Annotated in this window: 19 protein-coding genes and 1 pseudogene; 14 read left to right on the top strand and 6 right to left on the bottom strand. The window is 66.4% G+C overall.

Going from position 1 to position 18,658, the window contains the following annotated elements; all coding sequences use genetic code 11:
• The first annotated feature begins 57 nt into the window (after positions 1-57).
• A pseudogene (locus HV770_RS29030) lies at positions 58-1,477 on the top strand (coniferyl aldehyde dehydrogenase).
• Positions 1,478-1,509: 32 nt separating this feature from the next.
• Here HV770_RS29030 and HV770_RS29025 read toward each other — a convergent pair.
• The 5 genes from HV770_RS29025 to fliE all read right to left on the bottom strand — a co-directional run bounded on the left by HV770_RS29025 (position 1,510) and on the right by fliE (position 4,855).
• Positions 1,510-1,866 carry an EscU/YscU/HrcU family type III secretion system export apparatus switch protein gene (locus HV770_RS29025; RefSeq protein WP_175164993.1) on the bottom strand — a complete coding sequence of 119 codons (357 nt, stop codon included), beginning with the start codon at positions 1,864-1,866 and terminating at the stop codon, positions 1,510-1,512.
• Positions 1,866-3,314, bottom strand: a complete 1,449-nt coding sequence (gene fliK, locus HV770_RS29020) for a flagellar hook-length control protein FliK (protein ID WP_175164992.1) — start codon at positions 3,312-3,314, stop codon at positions 1,866-1,868. Before fliK ends, HV770_RS29025 begins: the two co-directional genes overlap by 1 nt.
• A 94-nt stretch (positions 3,315-3,408) precedes the next feature.
• Positions 3,409-3,735, bottom strand: coding sequence for a flagellar protein FliT (locus HV770_RS29015; RefSeq protein WP_175164991.1), 327 nt, complete (start codon positions 3,733-3,735; stop codon positions 3,409-3,411).
• Positions 3,732-4,166: a flagellar export chaperone FliS gene (fliS, locus tag HV770_RS29010; protein ID WP_175164990.1), complete on the bottom strand. Its 435-nt coding sequence runs from the start codon at positions 4,164-4,166 to the stop codon at positions 3,732-3,734. Before fliS ends, HV770_RS29015 begins: the two co-directional genes overlap by 4 nt.
• A 353-nt stretch (positions 4,167-4,519) precedes the next feature.
• Positions 4,520-4,855: a flagellar hook-basal body complex protein FliE gene (gene fliE / locus HV770_RS29005; RefSeq protein ID WP_121315981.1), complete on the bottom strand. Its 336-nt coding sequence runs from the start codon at positions 4,853-4,855 to the stop codon at positions 4,520-4,522.
• 251 nt (positions 4,856-5,106) lie between these two features.
• Here fliE and fliF point away from each other — a divergent pair, with 251 nt between their 5' ends.
• The 13 genes from fliF to fliR all read left to right on the top strand — a co-directional run bounded on the left by fliF (position 5,107) and on the right by fliR (position 17,344).
• On the top strand, positions 5,107-6,903 hold the full coding sequence (fliF, locus tag HV770_RS29000; RefSeq protein WP_175164989.1) for a flagellar basal-body MS-ring/collar protein FliF: 1,797 nt from the start codon (positions 5,107-5,109) through the stop codon (positions 6,901-6,903).
• The gene (gene fliG / locus HV770_RS28995; protein ID WP_121315983.1) at positions 6,893-7,888 is read left to right on the top strand and encodes a flagellar motor switch protein FliG; all 996 of its coding nucleotides are present in this window, start codon (positions 6,893-6,895) and stop codon (positions 7,886-7,888) included. Before fliF ends, fliG begins: the two co-directional genes overlap by 11 nt.
• Positions 7,875-8,564 carry a flagellar assembly protein FliH gene (fliH, locus tag HV770_RS28990; RefSeq protein WP_175164988.1) on the top strand — a complete coding sequence of 230 codons (690 nt, stop codon included), beginning with the start codon at positions 7,875-7,877 and terminating at the stop codon, positions 8,562-8,564. Before fliG ends, fliH begins: the two co-directional genes overlap by 14 nt.
• Complete coding sequence (fliI, locus tag HV770_RS28985) at positions 8,558-10,237, top strand: flagellar protein export ATPase FliI (RefSeq protein WP_175164987.1); 1,680 nt, start codon at positions 8,558-8,560, stop codon at positions 10,235-10,237. Before fliH ends, fliI begins: the two co-directional genes overlap by 7 nt.
• Before the next feature lie 2 nt (positions 10,238-10,239).
• Positions 10,240-10,689 (top strand): flagellar export protein FliJ, encoded by a 450-nt coding sequence (gene fliJ, locus HV770_RS28980; protein WP_175164986.1) that lies wholly within the window; start codon positions 10,240-10,242, stop codon positions 10,687-10,689.
• 60 nt (positions 10,690-10,749) lie between these two features.
• Entirely contained in the window at positions 10,750-12,234 is a 1,485-nt protein-coding gene (locus HV770_RS28975) for a flagellar hook-length control protein FliK (RefSeq protein ID WP_175164985.1), read from the top strand.
• 580 nt (positions 12,235-12,814) lie between these two features.
• A complete protein-coding gene (gene fliL, locus HV770_RS28970) occupies positions 12,815-13,315 on the top strand; it encodes a flagellar basal body-associated protein FliL (protein ID WP_175164984.1) in 501 nt (166 codons plus the stop codon).
• Between the two features lie 63 nt (positions 13,316-13,378).
• Positions 13,379-14,377: a flagellar motor switch protein FliM gene (fliM, locus tag HV770_RS28965; protein ID WP_175164983.1), complete on the top strand. Its 999-nt coding sequence runs from the start codon at positions 13,379-13,381 to the stop codon at positions 14,375-14,377.
• The gene (gene fliN / locus HV770_RS28960) at positions 14,370-14,828 is read left to right on the top strand and encodes a flagellar motor switch protein FliN (RefSeq protein WP_175164982.1); all 459 of its coding nucleotides are present in this window, start codon (positions 14,370-14,372) and stop codon (positions 14,826-14,828) included. Before fliM ends, fliN begins: the two co-directional genes overlap by 8 nt.
• Complete coding sequence (fliO, locus tag HV770_RS28955; RefSeq protein WP_175164981.1) at positions 14,825-15,403, top strand: flagellar biosynthetic protein FliO; 579 nt, start codon at positions 14,825-14,827, stop codon at positions 15,401-15,403. The genes fliN and fliO overlap by 4 nt, the downstream gene beginning before the upstream one ends.
• 14 nt (positions 15,404-15,417) lie before the next feature.
• Positions 15,418-16,242, top strand: a complete 825-nt coding sequence (fliP, locus tag HV770_RS28950) for a flagellar type III secretion system pore protein FliP (RefSeq protein ID WP_175164980.1) — start codon at positions 15,418-15,420, stop codon at positions 16,240-16,242.
• 24 nt (positions 16,243-16,266) lie between these two features.
• Positions 16,267-16,536, top strand: a complete 270-nt coding sequence (gene fliQ / locus HV770_RS28945; protein ID WP_121315992.1) for a flagellar biosynthesis protein FliQ — start codon at positions 16,267-16,269, stop codon at positions 16,534-16,536.
• 25 nt (positions 16,537-16,561) lie between these two features.
• Positions 16,562-17,344, top strand: a complete 783-nt coding sequence (fliR, locus tag HV770_RS28940; protein WP_121315993.1) for a flagellar biosynthetic protein FliR — start codon at positions 16,562-16,564, stop codon at positions 17,342-17,344.
• Between the two features lie 87 nt (positions 17,345-17,431).
• On the opposite strand, the gene flgL is transcribed toward fliR, so the two are convergent.
• Positions 17,432-18,658 (bottom strand): flagellar hook-associated protein FlgL, encoded by a 1,227-nt coding sequence (gene flgL / locus HV770_RS28935; RefSeq protein ID WP_175164979.1) that lies wholly within the window; start codon positions 18,656-18,658, stop codon positions 17,432-17,434.

Genomic DNA, 18,658 nt, shown 5'->3' with positions numbered 1-18,658 from the left:
CCAGATCAATAAGCGCGACCCAACGCGCACCGTCACCCAATCAGGGAGTGGACCCGCATGAAGAACGATTTGCCCGAGCTCGCCGCGCTCGAAGCACTGCTGCGCGATCAACGCGATGCCTACCTGCGCGCGCCGTACCCGTCATGGGACACGCGCGCGAGGCATTTGAAAGCGTTGCGCCAGGTCATGCTCGACAATCGCGACGCGCTCGCCGACGCGATGAGCGTGGACTTCGGCAATCGCGCGAAACAAGAGGTGCTGCTCGCCGAGTTCCTGCTGGTGAAGGAAGAGATCGACGCCGCGCTCAGACACGGCAAACGCTGGATGAAACCGCAGCGCCGCAGCACCAGCAAATGGCTGCTGCCGGCGCGCGCGAAGGTCGTGCCGCAGCCGCTCGGCGTGGTCGGCATTCTCGTGCCATGGAACTATCCGGTGCTGCTTGCCGCCGGGCCGCTGATCAGCGCGCTCACCGCGGGCAATCGCGCGATCATCAAAATGTCCGAACTGACGCCGCGAACGTCGGCGCTGTTCAAGCAGCTAATCGGCCAGACCTTCGCGCGCGATCACGTCGCGGTGGTCAATGGCGACGCGACGCTCGGCGCCGCGTTCAGCGCGCAACCGTTCGATCACCTGCTGTTTACCGGCTCGACCCGGGTCGGCCACGAAGTGATGCGCGCGGCGGCCGAGCATCTGACGCCGGTCACGCTCGAACTCGGCGGCAAGTCGCCGGCGATCATCGGCGCGCAGGCGCGCTTTAACAACGCGGTCGACAACCTCGTCGCCGGCAAGACGCTCAACGCGGGCCAAACCTGCGTCGCGCCGGACTACGTGCTGGTGCCGCGCGGCACGGAGCAGGCGTTCATCGACCGCGCGCGCGAGCGGATGGCGAAGATGTATCCGGCCTTTGCGACCAACCGGGATTACACGTCAATCATTTCGCCGCGCCACTTCGCGCGGCTCGAGCGTCTCGCCGACGAAGCCCGCGCTGGCGGCGCGCAACTGCATGCGCTGACCGACGCCGCGCCCGACCCGGCGAGCCGCCGCTTTGCGCTGACCGTCGTCACGAACGCGCCCGACGAATGCGCGCTGATGCAGGAGGAAATTTTCGGGCCGCTGCTGCCGATCATCCCTTACGACACGCTCGACGACGCGATCGCGTACATCAACACGCGCCCTCGTCCGCTCGCGCTGTATCTGTACGCCGACGATGCGCCGACAATCGAACGCGTGACGCACGAAACGATCGCCGGCGGCATGGCGGTCAACGAAACGCTGATGCACCTCGCGTGCGAAAAGCCTGCCATTCGGCGGGGTGGGCGCGAGCGGAATGGGTGCGTATCACGGCTATGAAGGCTTCGTGACCTTCTCGAAGATGAAGCCGGTGCTGACGCAGTCGCGGCTGAACGCGCGCGGCTGGATCGCGCCGCCATATGGCAGGCGGGTCGACGCGTTGCTGAAGTTGATGATGCGCTTCTGATGAATCCGCCCAGCCGGCGCAACGGACGCCGTCTAGCGCGCCGCCGTACCGCCCTCGATCTCGGTGGCCACCACGTCGGTCACGTCCTGCGCGGTGGCGCCGCCGTGTGCCGGTTCATTCTCGGCGCCGCTTTCCAGCCGATGCAGCCACGCGAGCAATTCCGCCACCGCCTGATAAAGCTGTGGCGGGATACGCGCGTCGAGGTCCACCTGCATCAGCAGCGAGACCATCTCGGGCGCCTCGTGAACATACAGGCCCGCTTCCTTGGCCCGCTGCACGATCATGTCGGCCAGCAGCCCATAGCCTTTGGCGACCAAGCGCGGCGCGGGGTCGCCACTTTGCGTGTCGTAGACGAGCGCAGCCGCGGTGCGGCGGTGTGTGCGGCTCATCAGATATCCCAGTCGAAATCATTGCTCGGCGCGGCCGGCGCGCGAGCGCCGCGCGTGTTGCGGCGGGCCGTCGTCCCGGCATCGGCCGCCGGGCTCGCGGAGGTTGCGGAAGCCGAAGCCACCGTCGACGCCGAGCGCGCATAGGCCGATGCCGCAGCCTGCGCCTGCGCCGCGCTCGCCGCCGTGGCCGCGGCGCCAGGCACACCACCGCCGATCTCGCGGATCGTCAGGCCGTTCAGTTCGATGCCCGCCGCGGCGAGCCGCTGCCGGAAGCTTTCCCCTTGCATCGCGAGGCGCGCCGCGCCGCCCGGACTCGCCTGCACGCGCGCCATGAGCCGCATGCCGGTCAGCGTCAGTTCGGCGTCGACAGTGCCGAGCGTTGGAAGCGACAACGTCAGGCGCGTGCGCCAAGGCTGGTCATCCTCGCTCGCCATGCCGCCGCCGCTGCGGTCCCATTCGTCGCCGTCCTGTTCGATGGTCCAGTCGAGCCGTGCGCCCGGCCATGCTTCGCCGCTCCAGCGAAACTGGCCGGTCGCGAGCAGATCCAGTTGCTGCCGCACCAGCGGCACGGTCGCGGGATGCACCGCCGCGGCCATCGATGGCGAATTCTGCCCCGCGCCCGTGTCGGCGGTTTGCGCCGCCGCGCTGTGCAGCCCGGCATGCGCGGGCTGCCCGGTCAGTTCGGACAGCGAATCGGCCAGCACTTCACCGGCGACGAAACGTGCGGCCTGCGCAGTCAGGATCGACGCAGTCGCGCGGGCCGTGGCGGCGTTCTCGGGTGCGCCGCCCTGCACGCCGCCATTGGAAGTAGTGCCGGTGCCCTGCCGCGTCGAGCCGTTCGGCAGCGGCGCGTCACCGTCTTCGTTGGTCCGGTCGACCGGCACTTGCGCGGCGGCGACCAGCTTGTTTTGCGCCTCGTCGGCGAGGTCCGCCGGCGAGCGCTGGCCCGCCAGCCATTGCGCGAGATGAGCTTCGTAGAACAGACCGCTACCACTCACCGTCCGTTCGAGCGCGGCCGCGAGCGCCGCGACCGGCACCTGGGCTGCCGCGATACTGGCGGTGGCCGCAGCAGCCGTGCTCGTCGTGCCGGCAGTGGCGGGATTTCCCTTCAGCGTGGCGGACTCAGCGGAGGTGTCGAACAGCGGCAAGCCGCCGACTTCAATATCGAGCGCCGGCGCGGCCGGCCAGATCGGCGTCTGGCCGAGCACCGCCAAGGTGGCCTCGCCGCCCGCGTGCGCGATCGCATTGAGCGTCAGCGCGACGGCGGAAAGGGCGGTTTGCGCGGAAGGCGGCGGCGCGGCCGGCGCGGCCGGGGGTACCGTAATCGGCGCGGCATCGAGACCCGTCGCACCGGTCTGCGAGGTGGCCGTACTGCCCGGCGCGATGTTGAGCAGACTGTCGACCCGGCTCGTAAGCACCGAAGCGATGGCCGTGTCGATTCCGTTCATGCCGATTCCTTGGTCACATTGGCGGCAGCGCGCTCAATCTCAAATCAGTCCGGTCTGGCTCCGCGATCCGGACACGCGGCGTACGCACGCCGGCTCAGCGCACGCCGTACAGTTCCTTAAGCACGCGCGTCGGCCGTCCGGCGAACAGCGCCGACAGGTTGGCCATGCGCGGATTCGCCAGATCCCGGATGGCGGCGTCGTCCGCGAGAATCTGGCGGATCAGCGCGTATTTACGCAGGCGCTCGGCTTCGTCGAGCTTCACATCGGAGTCGGCCTCCTTCAACGCTTCCACCAGATGCCGGTACTCCTCCTGCAAATGGACCAGGTCGTTCCACAGTGCGCGCCGGGCAGCCGTCAGCATGCGGCAGGAAATCGCTGCGATCGCCTCGTAGCGGGCAAAATATTCTGCGTTCGATGTCATCTCATGCTTTCCGCGGCCGGCTGGGCTGCCATCCGCGCGATCTCCGGGGCAATGCCGATCCATGCTTCTTCGAGCGTCGCCAGCAGGCCGTCGACTTCGACTAGCATCGTCTCGCTCTGTTTGATATTGGCTTCGAGCAGCCGGCGCGCCATGTAGCTGTACAGCGCGTTCAGCCGCTCTGCAATCTCGCCGCCCACCTCAAGGTTGAGCGACTGCTGCAGCCCGCTTTCGATAATGCGAATCGCTTTGCTGATCGCCATGCCACGCTCGGCCACATTGCCTTGCTGCAAATGCATCCGCGCCTGCGCGATCGCCTGCCTTGCACCCTGGTACAGCAACACGATCAGACGATGCGGACTTGCGCCCATCACACTTGTCTCGACACCCACGCGTGCATACGCATTGGCTCCAGCGTGTCCTTGGGAAAACATCGGCGCTCCTCTTCTCATACAGACTGCGGTTTGGTCGTGGCATGGCCGTTCGGAGCGTCGCAGCGCCCGAAGTTGCCCTGTATCCGGGTTATCGGATACGCAACGACAAAGCTTTAGGCCGATGTAAGGAGGATTAAGGGGCGCATCGCGCATGAGCCGACGCCATATCGACAGGATTCGTCAGTGTCCGTGACGAACCACGCCGGCCGCATGCGGGCCGCAGCGACTGCGCCACGCCCGCGAAGGCGCGAACGCGAGCGAGTGCGCCGCCGTCGCGGGCGGCGCGGCCGGCAGTCGTGCAAGCTCAAGCAGGCTCGAGCAGGTTCAGGCGAGCGAGGCCGCGGGCGGCTCGCTCAGACCGCCATCTGCGCGATGTCGTTGTAGGCGGAAACCAGCTTGTTGCGCACCTGCAGCCCGAACTGGAAGCCGACGTTGGCCTTCTGCATGTCGACCATGACGTCGTTCAGCGACACGTTCGACGAGCCCAGTTCGAACGCCTGCGATTCGCCGATCGCGGTTTTCTGGTCGTTGCTGATCTTGTCGAGCGACGCCTTCAGCGCCGACGCGAAGCCGCCGGTGGTCGCCGCGCCGGACTGCTCGGCCGCCGGGGTGGTGCCGCCGGCCGCCTGCGCCGCCATCGCCTGCATCTGTTGCAGCGCCGACGAGAGCGCGTTCACGGGCATGGTCATGTTCTCTCCGTTGAATGAAGGACCGGCGGTTATAGCCGCACCTGCACAGCCGTACCGATCTGAACCGAAGCATAGCAAGCGCCCCCGTCGCAACAGGCCCGAAAGTAGAGGGGAAACCCCGCTCTATTCAAGCAATCGGGTTGAGCGGCGCTGCGGATAATTTCAAGGGTGAAAGTCTCTGTCCGTACGCCTGCCGACCCTCGGCGCGCTCAGGCGGCAGAACGCAAAGGCATCCCGGAGATACTCGACGCATGGATTCGTCAGCCAACTCTTTGATCAACCCCGACGCCCGCATGGGGCTGGCCGGCGCGCAGCCCGGCACCGGCGCGGTCGGCGCCGGCCAGGCCGGCGCCGACCTGGGCGGGCTCGGCGGCAACTTGGGCGGCATGGGCGGCAACTTCACCCAGCGTCTGTCGGGCCTCGCGCAGATGCGCGGCAACCCGCGCGCCCCGCTGATCTTCGCGGTCGCACTGCTGGTCGCGATCGTCGTGGGCCTCTTCCTGTGGTCGCGCGCGCCGGACTACAAGGTGCTGTTCAGCAATCTGTCCGACCGCGACGGCGGTTCGATCATCGCCGCGCTCCAGCAGGCCAACATTCCGTACAAGATCTCCGACAATGGCGGCGCGATCCTCGTGCCGGCCGAGCAGGTGCACGAGATGCGTCTGCGGCTCGCCTCGCAAGGCCTGCCCAAGAGCGGCTCGGTCGGCTTCGAGCTGATGGACAACCAGAAGTTCGGCATCAGCCAGTTCGACGAGCAGATCAACTATCAGCGCGCGCTGGAGGGCGAGCTGGAACGCACGATCGAATCGATTTCGACGGTGAAGTCCGCGCGCGTGCATCTGGCGATTCCGAAGCCCTCGGTATTCGTGCGCGACAAGGAAGCGCCGTCGGCGGCCGTGCTGGTGAACCTCTATCCGGGCCGCGTGCTCGACGAAGGCCAGGTGGTCGCGATTACGCACATGGTGTCGTCGGCGGTGCCGGAAATGCCGGTGCATGGCGTGACGATTCTCGACCAGGACGGCAATCTGCTGACGCAGCCGAGCACCGGCAGCGGACTCGACGCGACGCAGCTGAAGTACCGCCAGCAGATCGAGCGCAACACGCAGCAGCGCATCAACGCGATCCTCGCGCCGCTGTTCGGCGCGGGCAACGCGCACTCGCAGGTCAGCGCCGACATCGACTTCTCGCACAGCGAACAAACTTCGGAAAACTACGGCCCGAACGGCAACCCGCAGCAGGCGGCGATCCGCAGCCAGCAGTCGAGCAGCGCCACCGAAATGTCGCAAGGCGGCGCTTCGGGCGTGCCCGGCGCGCTGTCGAACCAGCCGCCGCAACCTGCCTCCGCGCCGATCACGGCGGGCAATGGCGCGAGCGGCGTCACGACCACGCCGGTCAGCGACCGCAAGGATTCGACCACCAACTACGAGCTCGACAAGACCGTGAGCCACGTCGACCGGCCGATGGGCGGCATCCGGCGTCTGTCGGTGGCGGTGGTGGTGAACTACCTGCGGGTCGCCGACGCGAAGGGCAATGTGACCATGCAGCCGGTCACCGCCGACAAGCTCGCGCAAGTCACGCAACTGGTGAAGGACGCGATGGGCTTCGACGCGGCACGCGGCGACTCGGTCAACGTGGTCAACAGCGCGTTCACCGCCGACATCGATCCGAATGCGAACCTGCCGTGGTGGCGCACGCCGGACATGCTGGCGCTCTACAAGCAGATCGCGACCTATCTCGGCATCGGCGCGGTGGCCCTGTTCCTCTACTTCGTGATGGTCAAACCCGCGCTGCGCCGCGCTTTCCCGCCGCCGGAACCGGTCGCCGTGGCCGCGCTGGCCTCGCCGGACGAGCCGGTCCTGCTGGACGGCATTCCGGCTGCGGAGCGCGATGGCGCCGTGGTCGAGATCGAGACCGACAGCGAAACGCTCGCGCTCGAAAACGCGAAACACAAATACGAACGGAACCTGGAATTCGCACGCAGCATCGCGCGCCAGGATCCGAAGATCGTTGCAACCGTCGTGAAAAATTGGGTGTCCGATGAGCGCTGAAGGCGTAGTGAAAAGCGCGCTGCTGCTGATGTCGATCGGCGAGGAAGAAGCCGCGCAGGTGTTCAAGTTCCTCGGGCCGCGCGAAGTCCAGAAGATCGGCGTCGCGATGGCCGCGCTGAAGAACGTGACCCGCGAGCAGGTCGACGAAGTCCTGCAGGAGTTCGTGAAGGAAGCGGAGCAGCACACCGGCATGTCGCTCGATTCGAACGAGTACATCCGTTCGGTACTGACCAAGGCGCTCGGCGACGACAAGGCCGGCGCGATCATCGACCGCATCCTGCAAGGCAGCGACACCAGCGGCATCGAAGGCCTGAAGTGGATGGATTCCGCGGCGGTCGCCGAGTTGATCAAGAACGAGCATCCGCAGATCATCGCGACCATCCTCGTGCACCTGGACCGCGATCAGGCGTCGGAAATCGTCGCCTGCTTCACCGAGCGGCTGCGCAACGACGTGCTGCTGCGCATCGCCACGCTAGACGGCATCCAGCCGGCCGCATTGCGCGAACTCGACGACGTGCTGACGGGCCTGCTGTCCGGCAGCGACAACCTCAAGCGCAGCCCGATGGGCGGCATCCGCACGGCGGCCGAGATTCTCAACTTCATGTCGAGCAACCACGAGGAAGGCGTCATCGAGAACGTCCGCCAATACGACGCGGAACTTGCGCAGAAGATCATCGATCAGATGTTCGTGTTCGAGAACCTGCTCGATCTGGAAGACCGCGCGATCCAGCTGCTGCTGAAGGAAGTCGAGTCCGAGGCGCTGATCATCTCGCTGAAGGGCGCGCCGCCCGCGCTGCGCCAGAAGTTCCTGTCGAACATGTCGCAACGCGCGGCCGAACTGCTCGCCGAAGACCTCGATGCACGCGGTCCGGTACGGGTCTCCGAAGTCGAAACGCAACAGCGCCGCATCCTGCAGATCGTGCGCAATCTGGCCGAGAGCGGTCAGATCGTGCTAGGCGGCAAGGCGGAAGATGCATATGTCTGATCAGAACTCCTCGGCGAAGGCAAGCCTCTCGGCCTACCAGCGCTGGGAGATGGCCTCGTTCGATCCGGTGCCGCCGGCGCCGCCGCCCGAGCCCGAGGTCGACGACGGCGCCGCGTTCGAAGCCGAACTGGAACGCCTGCGCGACGCCGCGCACGCGCAGGGCATCGCGTCCGGCCACGTGGCCGGCCAGGCGCTCGGCTACCAGGCCGGTTACGACCAGGGTCATGCGCAGGGTTTCGAGCAGGGCCAGAGCGAAGCGCGCGAAGAAGCGGCGCAGCTCGCCGCATTGGCGGCAACCTTCAAGACGGCGCTCGACGGCGCCCAGAGCGCGATCTCCGAAACGCTGGTCGCGCTGGCGCTGGACATCGCGCAGCAGGTGGTGCGCCAGCACGTGCAGCACGACCCGACCGCGCTGATCGCCGCCGCGCGTGAGGTGCTGGCCACCGAACCCGCGCTGGTCGGCGCGCCGGCCCTGATCGTGAGTCCCGCCGATCTGCCGGTCGTCGAGGCCTATCTGATGGAAGAGTTGCAAACGCGCGGCTGGACGGTGCGCACGGATGCGTCGGTGGAACGCGGCGGCTGCCGCGCCCAGGCCGGCACCGGCGAAGTGGATGCCGGCATCGACACGCGCTGGGAACGTGTCGCGGCCGCGCTCGGCAAGGTGAGCACATGGTGAAGCCGACCCTCGAAGAGATTCGCGCCAGCGACCTGACGCCGCTCGAACGCGAACTGGCGCTGGCGTCGTTCGGCGCCGAAGCGCTTGCGGATGTGGATGCGGCGGATGGGGTCATGCCCGCGGCGACCTCTTCGGTGGCGTCCGCCGCGGCCGCGGTTGCCGCGATCGAAGCGGCCTTGCGCGATCCGGCTCACGCGCATCCGGCGACGGGCGCCGCCGCGAGCCGTGATTCCGCCGCTCCAGGCGCTGCCTCCGCTGCCGCCATCCACGCAGCCTACGACCCCGCGCTCGACAGCAACCCGCACATGCAAGCCTGGCGAGGCCGCCTCGACGCACTGCGCGCGCGCAATGCGATCGCGAAGCCGCTGCGCGCCTGCGGACGATTGACGCGCGCCGCCGGCCTCGTGCTCGAAGCGGTCGGCCTGCGCCTGTCGGTCGGCGCCGAGGTGATGATCGAACTGCCGCCCGGCAGTTCGCTGCCGATGGCCGAAGCCGAAGTCGTCGGCTTCTCCGGCGACAAACTGTTTCTGATGCCGACCACCGAAGTAATCGGCCTGCTGCCCGGCGCACGCGTCTATCCGCTCGAAAGCGCGCCGATCGCCGACCCGATGGCGGGCGCGAAACGCCTGCCGGTCGGCTGGGAATTGCTCGGCCGAGTGCTGGACGCGTCGGGCCGTCCGCTCGACGGACTCGGCCCGCTCGGTGCGCAGGCCGACGCGCCGCTGTCCGCGCCGGTCATCAATCCGCTGAACCGCGAGCCGATTCACAAGGTGCTCGACGTCGGCGTGCGCGCGATCAACGCGCTGCTGACCGTCGGCCGTGGTCAGCGCATGGGGCTCTTTGCCGGTTCGGGCGTCGGTAAATCGGTCCTGCTCGGCACCATGGCGCGCTACACCAGCGCCGAGGTGATCGTAATCGGCCTGATCGGCGAACGCGGTCGCGAAGTGAAGGAATTCATCGAGCAGATTCTGGGCGAGGAAGGTCTCGCGCGCTCCGTGGTCATCGCGGCGCCCGCCGACGTCTCGCCGCTGTTGCGGATGCAGGCCGCGTCGTATTCCACTTCACTCGCCGAATATTTCCGCGACCAGGGCAAGCACGTGCTGCTGCTCATGGACTCGCTGACACGCTACGCGATGGCGCAGCGCGAAATCGCGCTGGCCGTGGGCGAGCCGCCCGCCACCAAGGGCTATCCGCCTTCGGTGTTCGCCAAGCTGCCGGCGCTCGTCGAGCGGACCGGCAACGGCCCGGCGGGCGGCGGTTCGATCACCGCGTTCTACACCGTGCTGACCGAAGGCGACGACCAGCAGGACCCGATCGCCGACTCCGCGCGAGCGATTCTCGACGGTCACATCGTGCTGTCGCGCTCGCTCGCCGAGGCCGGCCATTATCCGGCGATCGACATCGAAGCGTCGATTAGCCGGGCAATGACCGCGCTGATCGACGATAACCATCTGAACAAGACGCGTATGTTCAAGCAGATGCTGTCGCGCTATCAGCGCAACCGCGATCTGATCAACGTCGGCGCGTATTCGAGCGGGCGCGACGCTGTGCTCGATCGCGCAATCGCGCTGTATCCGCGGATGGAAGCATTTTTGCAGCAAGGTTTTCGCGAATGCGCAAACTTTGAACCCAGCGTCGAGATGCTGGACGCACTGTTTGCCCAAGGAGGCTGACGATGGCGAAACACTTTCCGATCAAGACGCTCATCGGCCTCGCGCAGGACGATGTGGACGCCGCCGCGCAGCGTCTGGGCCGCGCGCAGCGCGAGCGCAACGACGTCGAGGCGCAGCTCGATGCGCTCGTGCAGTACCGCGATGAATACCACTCGCGCTTCACGACGACCGCCCAGAGCGGCATGCCCGCCGGCAACATGCGCAACTTCCAGGCGTTCATCGACACGCTCGACGCCGCCATCGACCAGCAGCGCAATCTGCTCGCGACGGCCGCCGCCCGTGTCGAAGCGGCGAAGCCCGACTGGCAGCGCCAGAAGCAGAAGCTCGGCTCCTACGAAGTGCTGCAGGCGCGCGGCGAAGCAGCCGAAGCAAAAACCGTCGCGCGGCGCGAACAGCGCGACGCCGACGAATTCGCCGCGCGGATTCTGCGCATGCGCGCCGAAGGCATCTGAGGGAGGCGAGCGTCGCCTCGTCTCACCGACCACCCGTATGACAGATTGACAGGATTCCTTATGTCGCTTCTTTCACAGATCGGCTCACAAATCGGTTCGCTGCTCGGCTCCGCCGGCAACTCGTCGACCAGCGCGGCGATGGCCGCCGCGGCGAGCGCCAACCCGTTCTCGCAAACCTTGCAGCAAAGCATCGACCAGCAGAGCAACGCGGCCGCGCAGAGCGCGAGCCAGCAGCAGGCTTCGTCATCGTCGGCGGCTTCGTCGAGCGTGCACGACGCGCCGCCGGCCGATTCCGCCACGCAACAGGCAAACGACGCGCAGAGCAGCAGCAACAGCGACAGCTCGACGAACGCGGCTTCATCCACGACATCTCCGGATCACGCGCAGCAGGCGTCAAACGGCAAAACCCCGACGACGCCGGCAAAGTCCGGCAACAACACGACACCGGCCGATGCGGGCGCGGCCGCGGCGGCGGCCGCCGCTCAAGCTCAGGCGCAAGCCCAGGCGGACGCGAACAGCGCCACGACGACCGCCGATCCCGCCACGGCCTTGGCCGACGCCGCGACCGCGCCGACGGGCACGGCCACCACCACGACACCCGGCTTGGCGGCGGGCAAGAAAACCACCGCAACCGATCCGAAGTCGCTCCAGGACGCATTGCAGGCGGCGCTCGCCGCACTGGCGAGCGGCCAGGGCGCGGTGCCGGCCCAGGCGCTGGCGAGCGGCGCGGCAGCGAACGCCGCGGCGGCGGCCAACGGACTGGCGAGCGCGAACGGCGGGCTGAGCGGCTCGGCGGACGGCAAGTCGCTCGCAAGCGGGCTGTTCGGCGTGGGCAAGGGATCGAACGCATCGAAGGGCGCCGCGACGGCGACGGCTGCGCCGACGACGCTGGCCGACCCGGCGGCCGCAGCGAGATCGGCGGTCGACACGCTGACAGCAACGGCCGCCGGCGCTCAGACCGACAACCTGTCGTCCTTCAAGAGCGCGGCCGACGCGGCGACTGCGGCCCTGGCCGCCACGCAAGCCGCGGCGAGCGCCGCGACGACGGCCGCCGCCCAAAGCACAGGCACCGCGAGCGCGGCGGAAGCGGCGAACGCACTGGCGCCGCAGGTCGGCACGACCGACTGGGAAGATGCGCTGAGCCAGAAGGTGGTGTTCCTGTCGAACGCGCATTCGCAGAGTGCCGAACTGACGTTGAACCCGAAGGATCTCGGCCCGCTGCAAGTCGTCTTGCAGGTCGCCGACAACCACGCGCATGCGCTGTTCGTTTCGCAGCACCAGTCGGTACGTGAGGCGGTCGAGGCGGCGTTGCCGAAACTGCGCGAGGCGATGGAATCGAACGGCATCGGGCTGGGCAGTGCGAGCGTCAGCGACGGCTTCGCGCGCCAGAGCGGCGGCCAGCAACAGAACGCCGATTCGGGCCGCACGGGCGGCAAATCCGGCAGCGGCGGCGGATCGTTTGGCGGCGGTACATCGGACGCGATAGACACGGTGGCCAACGTCACGGTGAAGCGCAAGGTTGGGCTGGTCGATACATTCGCCTGACGCCGGACGCCGGACGCCTGACGCCTGACGCCTGACGCCTGACGCCTGACGCCTGACGCCTGACGCTTGGCCGCGGAGCGGCCTTCGCATGCGACCTGCGGCAATTGCGCGCACGCAAGTCGGGACCTGAAAGCAACCCTCAAAGACTTCTCGATTCGAGCGCCCCTGAGCGCTCCACTGGTTCGATGAACTACCGCGACGGCGCGCGAAGCGCCGCCGGAAGAATGACTGCCTTGTCACTGGGGCTGAATGTGCGGGGGCACTGATTCCAGATGGACCACTGCCCCCTCCAAGCCAGGGGACCCGCTTAAGAATTAGCGGTGTGAAGCCGCTTTCTTTGCTTACTTTCTTTGCGGCGGCAAAGAAAGTAAGTGCCGCCCCGCACAGGGGCAACGCCAATAGACCACCGCGACATCAAGGAAAGGCCAACACCGAAGGCCAACAGCCAAACACGTCAACCCAAAAAACAACCCAAAAACCAGAGATAGCCCGCAATCCCCCTTCTTTTCGACCCATCGATCCAAGCCCAAATCAACAACAATCACCCTCACCAGCACTAAAGGCACGCAAAGCAAACCACATGGCATCCACGACCGCAAACCAGCAAGCCGCGCCCGCCTCCCCGGGCCCGTTGAAGCGCATCATCCTGATCGCCCTCATTGCGATCGTCGCCGCGGGCGCAGCCGGCGCGGGTGTGTGGTTCTTCATGTCCAAACGCGCGCCGGCCGCGACCTCAGCGGAAGCCGCGCCGTCGCCGACCGCGGCGCCGCTGTTCTTCCCGCTCGAATCGATGACGGTCAACCTGCAATCGGACGACGGCCAGCAGCACTTCCTGCGCATCGGCCTCACGCTCCGGCTCGGCGACGCCGCCTCCCAGCAGCAGCTCACCGAGCACATGCCGGAAGTGCGCAGCCACATCCTGCTCGCGCTCTCGAACAAGCACCCCGACGATCTCGCGCCGCTGGAAGGCAAGCGCGCGCTGGCCGAAGAGCTCCAGACGCTGATCGCGCAGCCGACCGAAAAGGGCGCCGCGCCGATCCACGTGCAGGACGTGCTGTTCACCGAATTCGTCGTGCAGTGACGCTCAGTGACGTTATCTAGCGCCGCCACCATCAACCGCCACGGGACGCACGAGGAATAAGCAATGGGCCACGAAGAGTTCATGTCCCAGGAGGAGGTCGATGCCCTCCTCAAGGGCGTCACCGGCGAGTCCGACTCGGAAGCCGAGCAAAGCGACCGCTCGGGCGTACGCCCGTACAACATCGCGACGCAGGAACGCATCGTTCGCGGCCGGATGCCCGGCCTCGAAATCATCAACGACCGTTTCGCGCGTCTGTTGCGCGTCGGGATTTTCAACTTCATGCGGCGTTCGGCGGAAATCTCCGTCGGTCCGGTGAAGGTGCAGAAGTACAGCGAATTCACCCGCAACCTGCCGATCCCGACCAACCTGAACCTGGTCCACGTGAAGCCGTTGCGCGGCACGTCGCTGTTCGTGTTCGACCCGAACCTCGTGTTCTTCGTGGTCGACAACCTGTTCGGCGGCGATGGACGCTTCCATACCCGCGTCGAAGGGCGCGACTTCACGCAGACCGAGCAGCGCATCATCATGAAGCTGCTCAATCTGACGTTCGAGCACTACGCGGCGTCGTGGAAAAGCGTGCGGCCGCTGCAGTTCGAATATGTGCGCTCGGAAATGCACACGCAGTTCGCCAACGTCGCCACGCCGAATGAAATCGTGATCGTCACGCAGTTCTCGATCGAGTTCGGCACGACGGGCGGCACGCTGCACATCTGCATGCCGTATTCGATGATCGAGCCGATCCGCGACGTCCTCTCTTCGCCGATTCAGGGCGAAGCGATGGACATCGACCGCCGCTGGGTGCGCGTGCTGTCGCAGCAGGTGCAGGCGGCGGAAGTGGAGCTGAGCGCCGACCTCGCGCAGGTGCCGGTTACGTTCGAACAGATCCTGAACATGCGCAAAGGCGATGTTCTGCCGATCAACATCCCCGAGCGCATCACGGCGAAAGTCGATGGCGTGCCGGTGATGGAATGCGGCTACGGAATTTTCAATGGTCAGTACGCGTTGCGGGTCCAGAAAATGATCAGCGCAGCCGACACGATGAAGGAAGGTGGATATGAGTGACCTGAACGCAAAGCCCGAGGCCGAACTGGCTGCCGGCGAGCCGCAACTGGCCGCCGGCGCGGCCGAGGACGATGACGCGATGGCCGACTGGGCCAGCGCGCTGGCCGAGCAGAACGACAACAGCGAAGTCAGCGCGACGACGGCCGGCGTGTTCCAGCCGCTCTCGAAAGTCGAGCCGACCTCGACACGCAACGACATCGACATGATCCTGGACATTCCGGTCCAGATGACCGTCGAACTCGGTCGCACCAAGATCGCGATCCGCAACCTGTTGCAACTCGCGCAGGGCTCGGTGGTGGAGCTGGACGGCCTCGCCGGCGAACCGATGGACGTGCTGGTCAACGGCTGCCTGATCGCTCAGGGTGAAGTGGTGGTCGTGAACGACAAGTTCGGCATCCGTTTGACCGACATCATCACGCCGTCCGAACGCATCCGGAAGTTGAATCGATGAAACGCTTGACCGCACGCGCCGTGCTGAACGCTTCGCGGGAAGCCCTGCTTCGCGCCGGCGTGGTCGCCACGGCGGCGCTCGCCGTGCCCCTATCGGCGCATGCCGCCGACATGAACGCGGTCAACAACGCCGCGAACATCGCTTCGGGTGTCGGCGCCGGCTCGTCCGTTCCGGCGCTCGGCGTCGGCGCGGTATTGCAAACGATCGTCGGCCTGCTGGTCGTGATCGGTCTGGTGTTCGGTTGCGCGTGGCTTGCGCGCCGCTTCGGCCTGCAGCCGGGCCAGCGCGGCGGGCTCGTGAAGACCGTCGGCGGTGCGTCGCTCGGCGGCAAGGAGCGCGTCGCGGTCGTCGAGATCGGCGACACGTGGCTCGTGCTCGGCGCGGCGCCCGGCAACGTGCGTCTCCTGCATACGATGCCAGCGGGCTCCGCCACGCCCGATAGCGTCGCCGTTACGGCCCCGCAAAACGGCGCTGCTCGCGCACCGCTGCCGGGCACCTTCGCTCAACGCTTTCGCGACGCTTTGAAGGGTGAAGTAGGCAAACGTTTCAACGCGCACGGCGGCGGGGATCGGTAATGCAGTTCAGTTCCATGCAAGTCAGCGTTTCGTCGCTGCGTGACGCACGCCCTGCCCCGGCGCAAGCCGCACTCAAAGTGTTGCGCCGTGTCGCGCCACTGGCGCTGCCCCTCGTCGTGCCCGCGCTGATGCTCGCGCTGCCGACGCTGTCGTTCGCGCAAACCGCCGGCCTGCCGGCGTTCAACACGAGCCCCGGTCCGAACGGCGGCACCACCTACTCGCTGAGCGTGCAGACGATGCTGCTGCTCACGATGCTGTCGTTCCTCCCGGCGATGGTGTTGATGATGACGAGCTTCACGCGCATCATCATCGTGTTGTCGCTGCTGCGTCAGGCGCTCGGCACGACTACCACGCCGCCGAATCAGGTGCTGGTCGGTCTCGCGCTGTTCCTCACACTGTTCGTGATGTCGCCGGTGCTCGACAAGGCCTACAGTGAGGGCTACAAGCCGTTTTCCGACGGCACGATCTCGATGGACCAGGCGGTCTCGCGCGGCGTCGCGCCGTTCAAGACGTTCATGCTGCGCCAGACCCGCGAAAGCGATCTCGCGCTATTCGCGCGCATCTCGCACGCGGCGCCGATGCAGGGTCCGGAAGACGTGCCGCTGTCGCTCCTCGTGCCCTCGTTCGTGACCAGCGAACTGAAGACCGGCTTCACGATCGGCTTCACGATCTTCATCCCGTTCCTCATCATCGACATGGTGGTGGCGAGCGTGCTGATGTCGATGGGGATGATGATGGTGTCGCCCGCCACCATCTCGCTGCCGTTCAAGCTGATGCTGTTCGTACTGGTCGACGGCTGGCAGTTGCTGCTCGGCTCGCTCGCGCAGAGTTTCGTTTAACCCGCATTTTTTGGCGCACTCACCATGACACCTGAAGCAGTCATGACGCTGGCCCACCAGGCGATGTATGTCGGCCTGCTGTTGGCCGCCCCGCTCCTGCTGGTCGCGCTGGTCGTCGGCCTGGTGGTGAGTCTGTTCCAGGCGGCCACGCAGATCAACGAATCGACGCTCTCGTTCATTCCGAAGCTGCTTGCGATCGCCGTCACGATGGTGATCGCCGGCCCGTGGATGCTGACGACGATGCTCGACTATCTGCGTCACACGCTCACCAGTATTCCGACGCTCGTCAACTGAGCGGCGCGCCGCCACTTCCCTCGCCATGTTCACGGTCACTTACGCTCAACTGAACGGCTGGCTGACCGCGTTCCTCTGGCCGTTCGCGCGGATCGCCGCGCTGATCGCCACCGCGCCGGTGTTCAGCAACGTGTCGATGCCTGCCCGTGTGAAGATCGGCCTTGCCGCTTTCACCACCATCATTGTCGCGCCGACGATCGGCGCCATGCCGCAAGTCACGGTGTTTTCGGCGGCCGGCGTGTGGGTGCTCGTCAACCAGTTCCTGATCGGCATCGCGCTCGGCGTGACGATGCAGGTCGTCTTCCAGGCGATCGACGCCACCGGCTACTTCATCGGCCTCGGCATGGGCCTCGGCTTCGCGACCTTCTTCGACGCACAGGCGACCGGCTCGGGCGTGGTGATCTCGCGCTACATGACGACCATCGCGATGCTGGTGTTTCTTTCCGTCGACGGCCACTTGCAGATGCTGGCCGCGCTGGTGACGACGTTCCAGTCGGTGCCGGTATCGGCGAACCTGCTCGCGCCGCACGGCTGGCAGACGCTCGCCAACTGGGGCGGCTCGATCTTCGCGGCGGGCTTGCTGCTGTCGCTGCCGGTGGTGGTGGCGCTGCTGATCGCCAACCTCGCGCTCGGCATTCTCAATCGCGCCGCACCGCAGATCGGCGTGTTCCAGATCGGCTTTCCGCTCACGATGCTGGTTGGTCTGCTGCTGGTGCAACTGATGCTGCCCAATATGATCCCGTTCTTCGTGCGGCTGTTCGACGGCGGCATCGACGAGATGGGGCGGGTCGCGGCGGGCTTGCGATAACGCCGCGGCTCGGCAGACCCTTCGCGCCGGAATTCACGGCATAAAAAAACCGGCTCGCGCCGGTTTTTTTTCTGTCGCGTTCGTGCATCAGTTGTTGATGTACTGGAACAGCGACATGTTCTGGATTTGCACGAACGCTTGCTGCGAAGCCTGCAACGCCGCCTGCTGCATCGTGTACTTGCTGATCGTCGCCACCATGTCGGTCTGGGTCAGGTCCGCGAGGTTGCTTTGCGTTTGCAGCGAGTTGGTCTGCGTGACGGTTTGCAGCGCCTTCACCTCCTGCTCGCGCCCGCCCACGGACGCCTGCACCGCCGTCACGTTGCTCAGCGTGTTGGACAACTGCGTGAGGCCAGTGTTCAGCGCGTTCTGCAGGTTCGCGGTCGCCGCAGTATTCCCCGCCACCGGCTGTTGCAGTGCGGCGATCATCGCGTTGATGTTGGCGAACACGTCCGTGCCAGCCTGCTTGGCCGTCTTGACCGTAAAGGTGTCACCGTCGGCCGGTGTGCCGGTGATCGCGACAGTCTGACCGCCCATCGTGATGTTGGCTCCATCGGTATAGGCTTGCGGCGTGCCTGCGACGCCGGTGGTCGTGTCCGTGATGGTATAGGTCTGCGACGCGCCGCTGCCGGTGAACTGGATCTGATACGCGTCCGCGTTCGCTGCGTTGGTCGGATCGTTGACCGTCACCGAGCCGATCACGCCGGTGCCCTGGTTGGTCGAACTGCCGCCGGCGACCGGCTCCGCATTGACCGCGCCGACGCTCATGAACACGGTAAGCCCGTTGTCGCCCGTCGCCACCTGGTTACTGTCGGTGACCTGCACGGTGCGCGTGCCGGTATCGCCCGAATAGACGACGTTGCCGCTCGGGTCGGTCGTAAATGCCTGCGTGCTGTTCTGAAATCCGGAGAACAGCGAATTGCCCGCGCCGTCGGTCGCGTTGGCGTAGGTCAGCAACTGGTCGCGCAGGGTTGTCAGCTCGGCGGCAATGGCGCTGCGGTTCGAATCGTTCAGCCCACCGTCGCCCGCTCTGAGCACTTGCGTGTTCACGCTTTGCAGCGTGCTGAGCACACCGCTGAGCGTCGAGTCCTCGGCCTGCAGCGACGACAGCGCGGCGCTCTGGTTGGTCGTGTATTGCGACAGCGCCGTCGCCGTCGAACTCAACTGCACCGCCTGGGCCGCACCGAGCGGATTGTCGGCCGCCGTGTTCAGGCTGATGCCGCTCGAGATTTCCTGGTAGATCTGGGACAACTGAGCCTGCTGGTTGCTCATTGTCTCGACGTTCATGCTGAAGTATTGCGAGCTGGAGATACGCAT

The organism is Paraburkholderia fynbosensis (assembly GCF_902859935.1).
Taxonomy (GTDB): domain Bacteria; phylum Pseudomonadota; class Gammaproteobacteria; order Burkholderiales; family Burkholderiaceae; genus Paraburkholderia; species Paraburkholderia fynbosensis.
This window is presented reverse-complemented; position numbering and strand designations above follow the sequence as displayed.

Excerpts from the sequence above, each read along its gene's own strand:
- fliG (WP_121315983.1), top strand. The coding sequence starts at position 6,893 with ATGAGCGCTGAAGGCGTAGTGAAAAGCGCGCTGCTGCTGATGTCGATC.
- HV770_RS28975 (WP_175164985.1), top strand. The coding sequence starts at position 10,750 with ATGTCGCTTCTTTCACAGATCGGCTCACAAATCGGTTCGCTGCTCGGC.
- fliQ (WP_121315992.1), top strand. The coding sequence starts at position 16,267 with ATGACACCTGAAGCAGTCATGACGCTGGCCCACCAGGCGATGTATGTC.
- fliS (WP_175164990.1), bottom strand. The coding sequence starts at position 4,166 with ATGTTTTCCCAAGGACACGCTGGAGCCAATGCGTATGCACGCGTGGGT.
- fliK (WP_175164992.1), bottom strand. The coding sequence starts at position 3,314 with ATGAACGGAATCGACACGGCCATCGCTTCGGTGCTTACGAGCCGGGTC.
- fliI (WP_175164987.1), top strand. The coding sequence starts at position 8,558 with ATGGTGAAGCCGACCCTCGAAGAGATTCGCGCCAGCGACCTGACGCCG.
- fliR (WP_121315993.1), top strand. The coding sequence starts at position 16,562 with ATGTTCACGGTCACTTACGCTCAACTGAACGGCTGGCTGACCGCGTTC.
- fliO (WP_175164981.1), top strand. The coding sequence starts at position 14,825 with ATGAAACGCTTGACCGCACGCGCCGTGCTGAACGCTTCGCGGGAAGCC.
- fliE (WP_121315981.1), bottom strand. The coding sequence starts at position 4,855 with ATGACCATGCCCGTGAACGCGCTCTCGTCGGCGCTGCAACAGATGCAG.
- fliM (WP_175164983.1), top strand. The coding sequence starts at position 13,379 with ATGGGCCACGAAGAGTTCATGTCCCAGGAGGAGGTCGATGCCCTCCTC.
- fliH (WP_175164988.1), top strand. The coding sequence starts at position 7,875 with ATGCATATGTCTGATCAGAACTCCTCGGCGAAGGCAAGCCTCTCGGCC.
- fliL (WP_175164984.1), top strand. The coding sequence starts at position 12,815 with ATGGCATCCACGACCGCAAACCAGCAAGCCGCGCCCGCCTCCCCGGGC.
- fliJ (WP_175164986.1), top strand. The coding sequence starts at position 10,240 with ATGGCGAAACACTTTCCGATCAAGACGCTCATCGGCCTCGCGCAGGAC.
- HV770_RS29025 (WP_175164993.1), bottom strand. The coding sequence starts at position 1,866 with ATGAGCCGCACACACCGCCGCACCGCGGCTGCGCTCGTCTACGACACG.
- fliF (WP_175164989.1), top strand. The coding sequence starts at position 5,107 with ATGGATTCGTCAGCCAACTCTTTGATCAACCCCGACGCCCGCATGGGG.
- flgL (WP_175164979.1), bottom strand. The coding sequence starts at position 18,658 with ATGCGTATCTCCAGCTCGCAATACTTCAGCATGAACGTCGAGACAATG.
- fliP (WP_175164980.1), top strand. The coding sequence starts at position 15,418 with ATGCAAGTCAGCGTTTCGTCGCTGCGTGACGCACGCCCTGCCCCGGCG.
- fliN (WP_175164982.1), top strand. The coding sequence starts at position 14,370 with ATGAGTGACCTGAACGCAAAGCCCGAGGCCGAACTGGCTGCCGGCGAG.
- HV770_RS29015 (WP_175164991.1), bottom strand. The coding sequence starts at position 3,735 with ATGACATCGAACGCAGAATATTTTGCCCGCTACGAGGCGATCGCAGCG.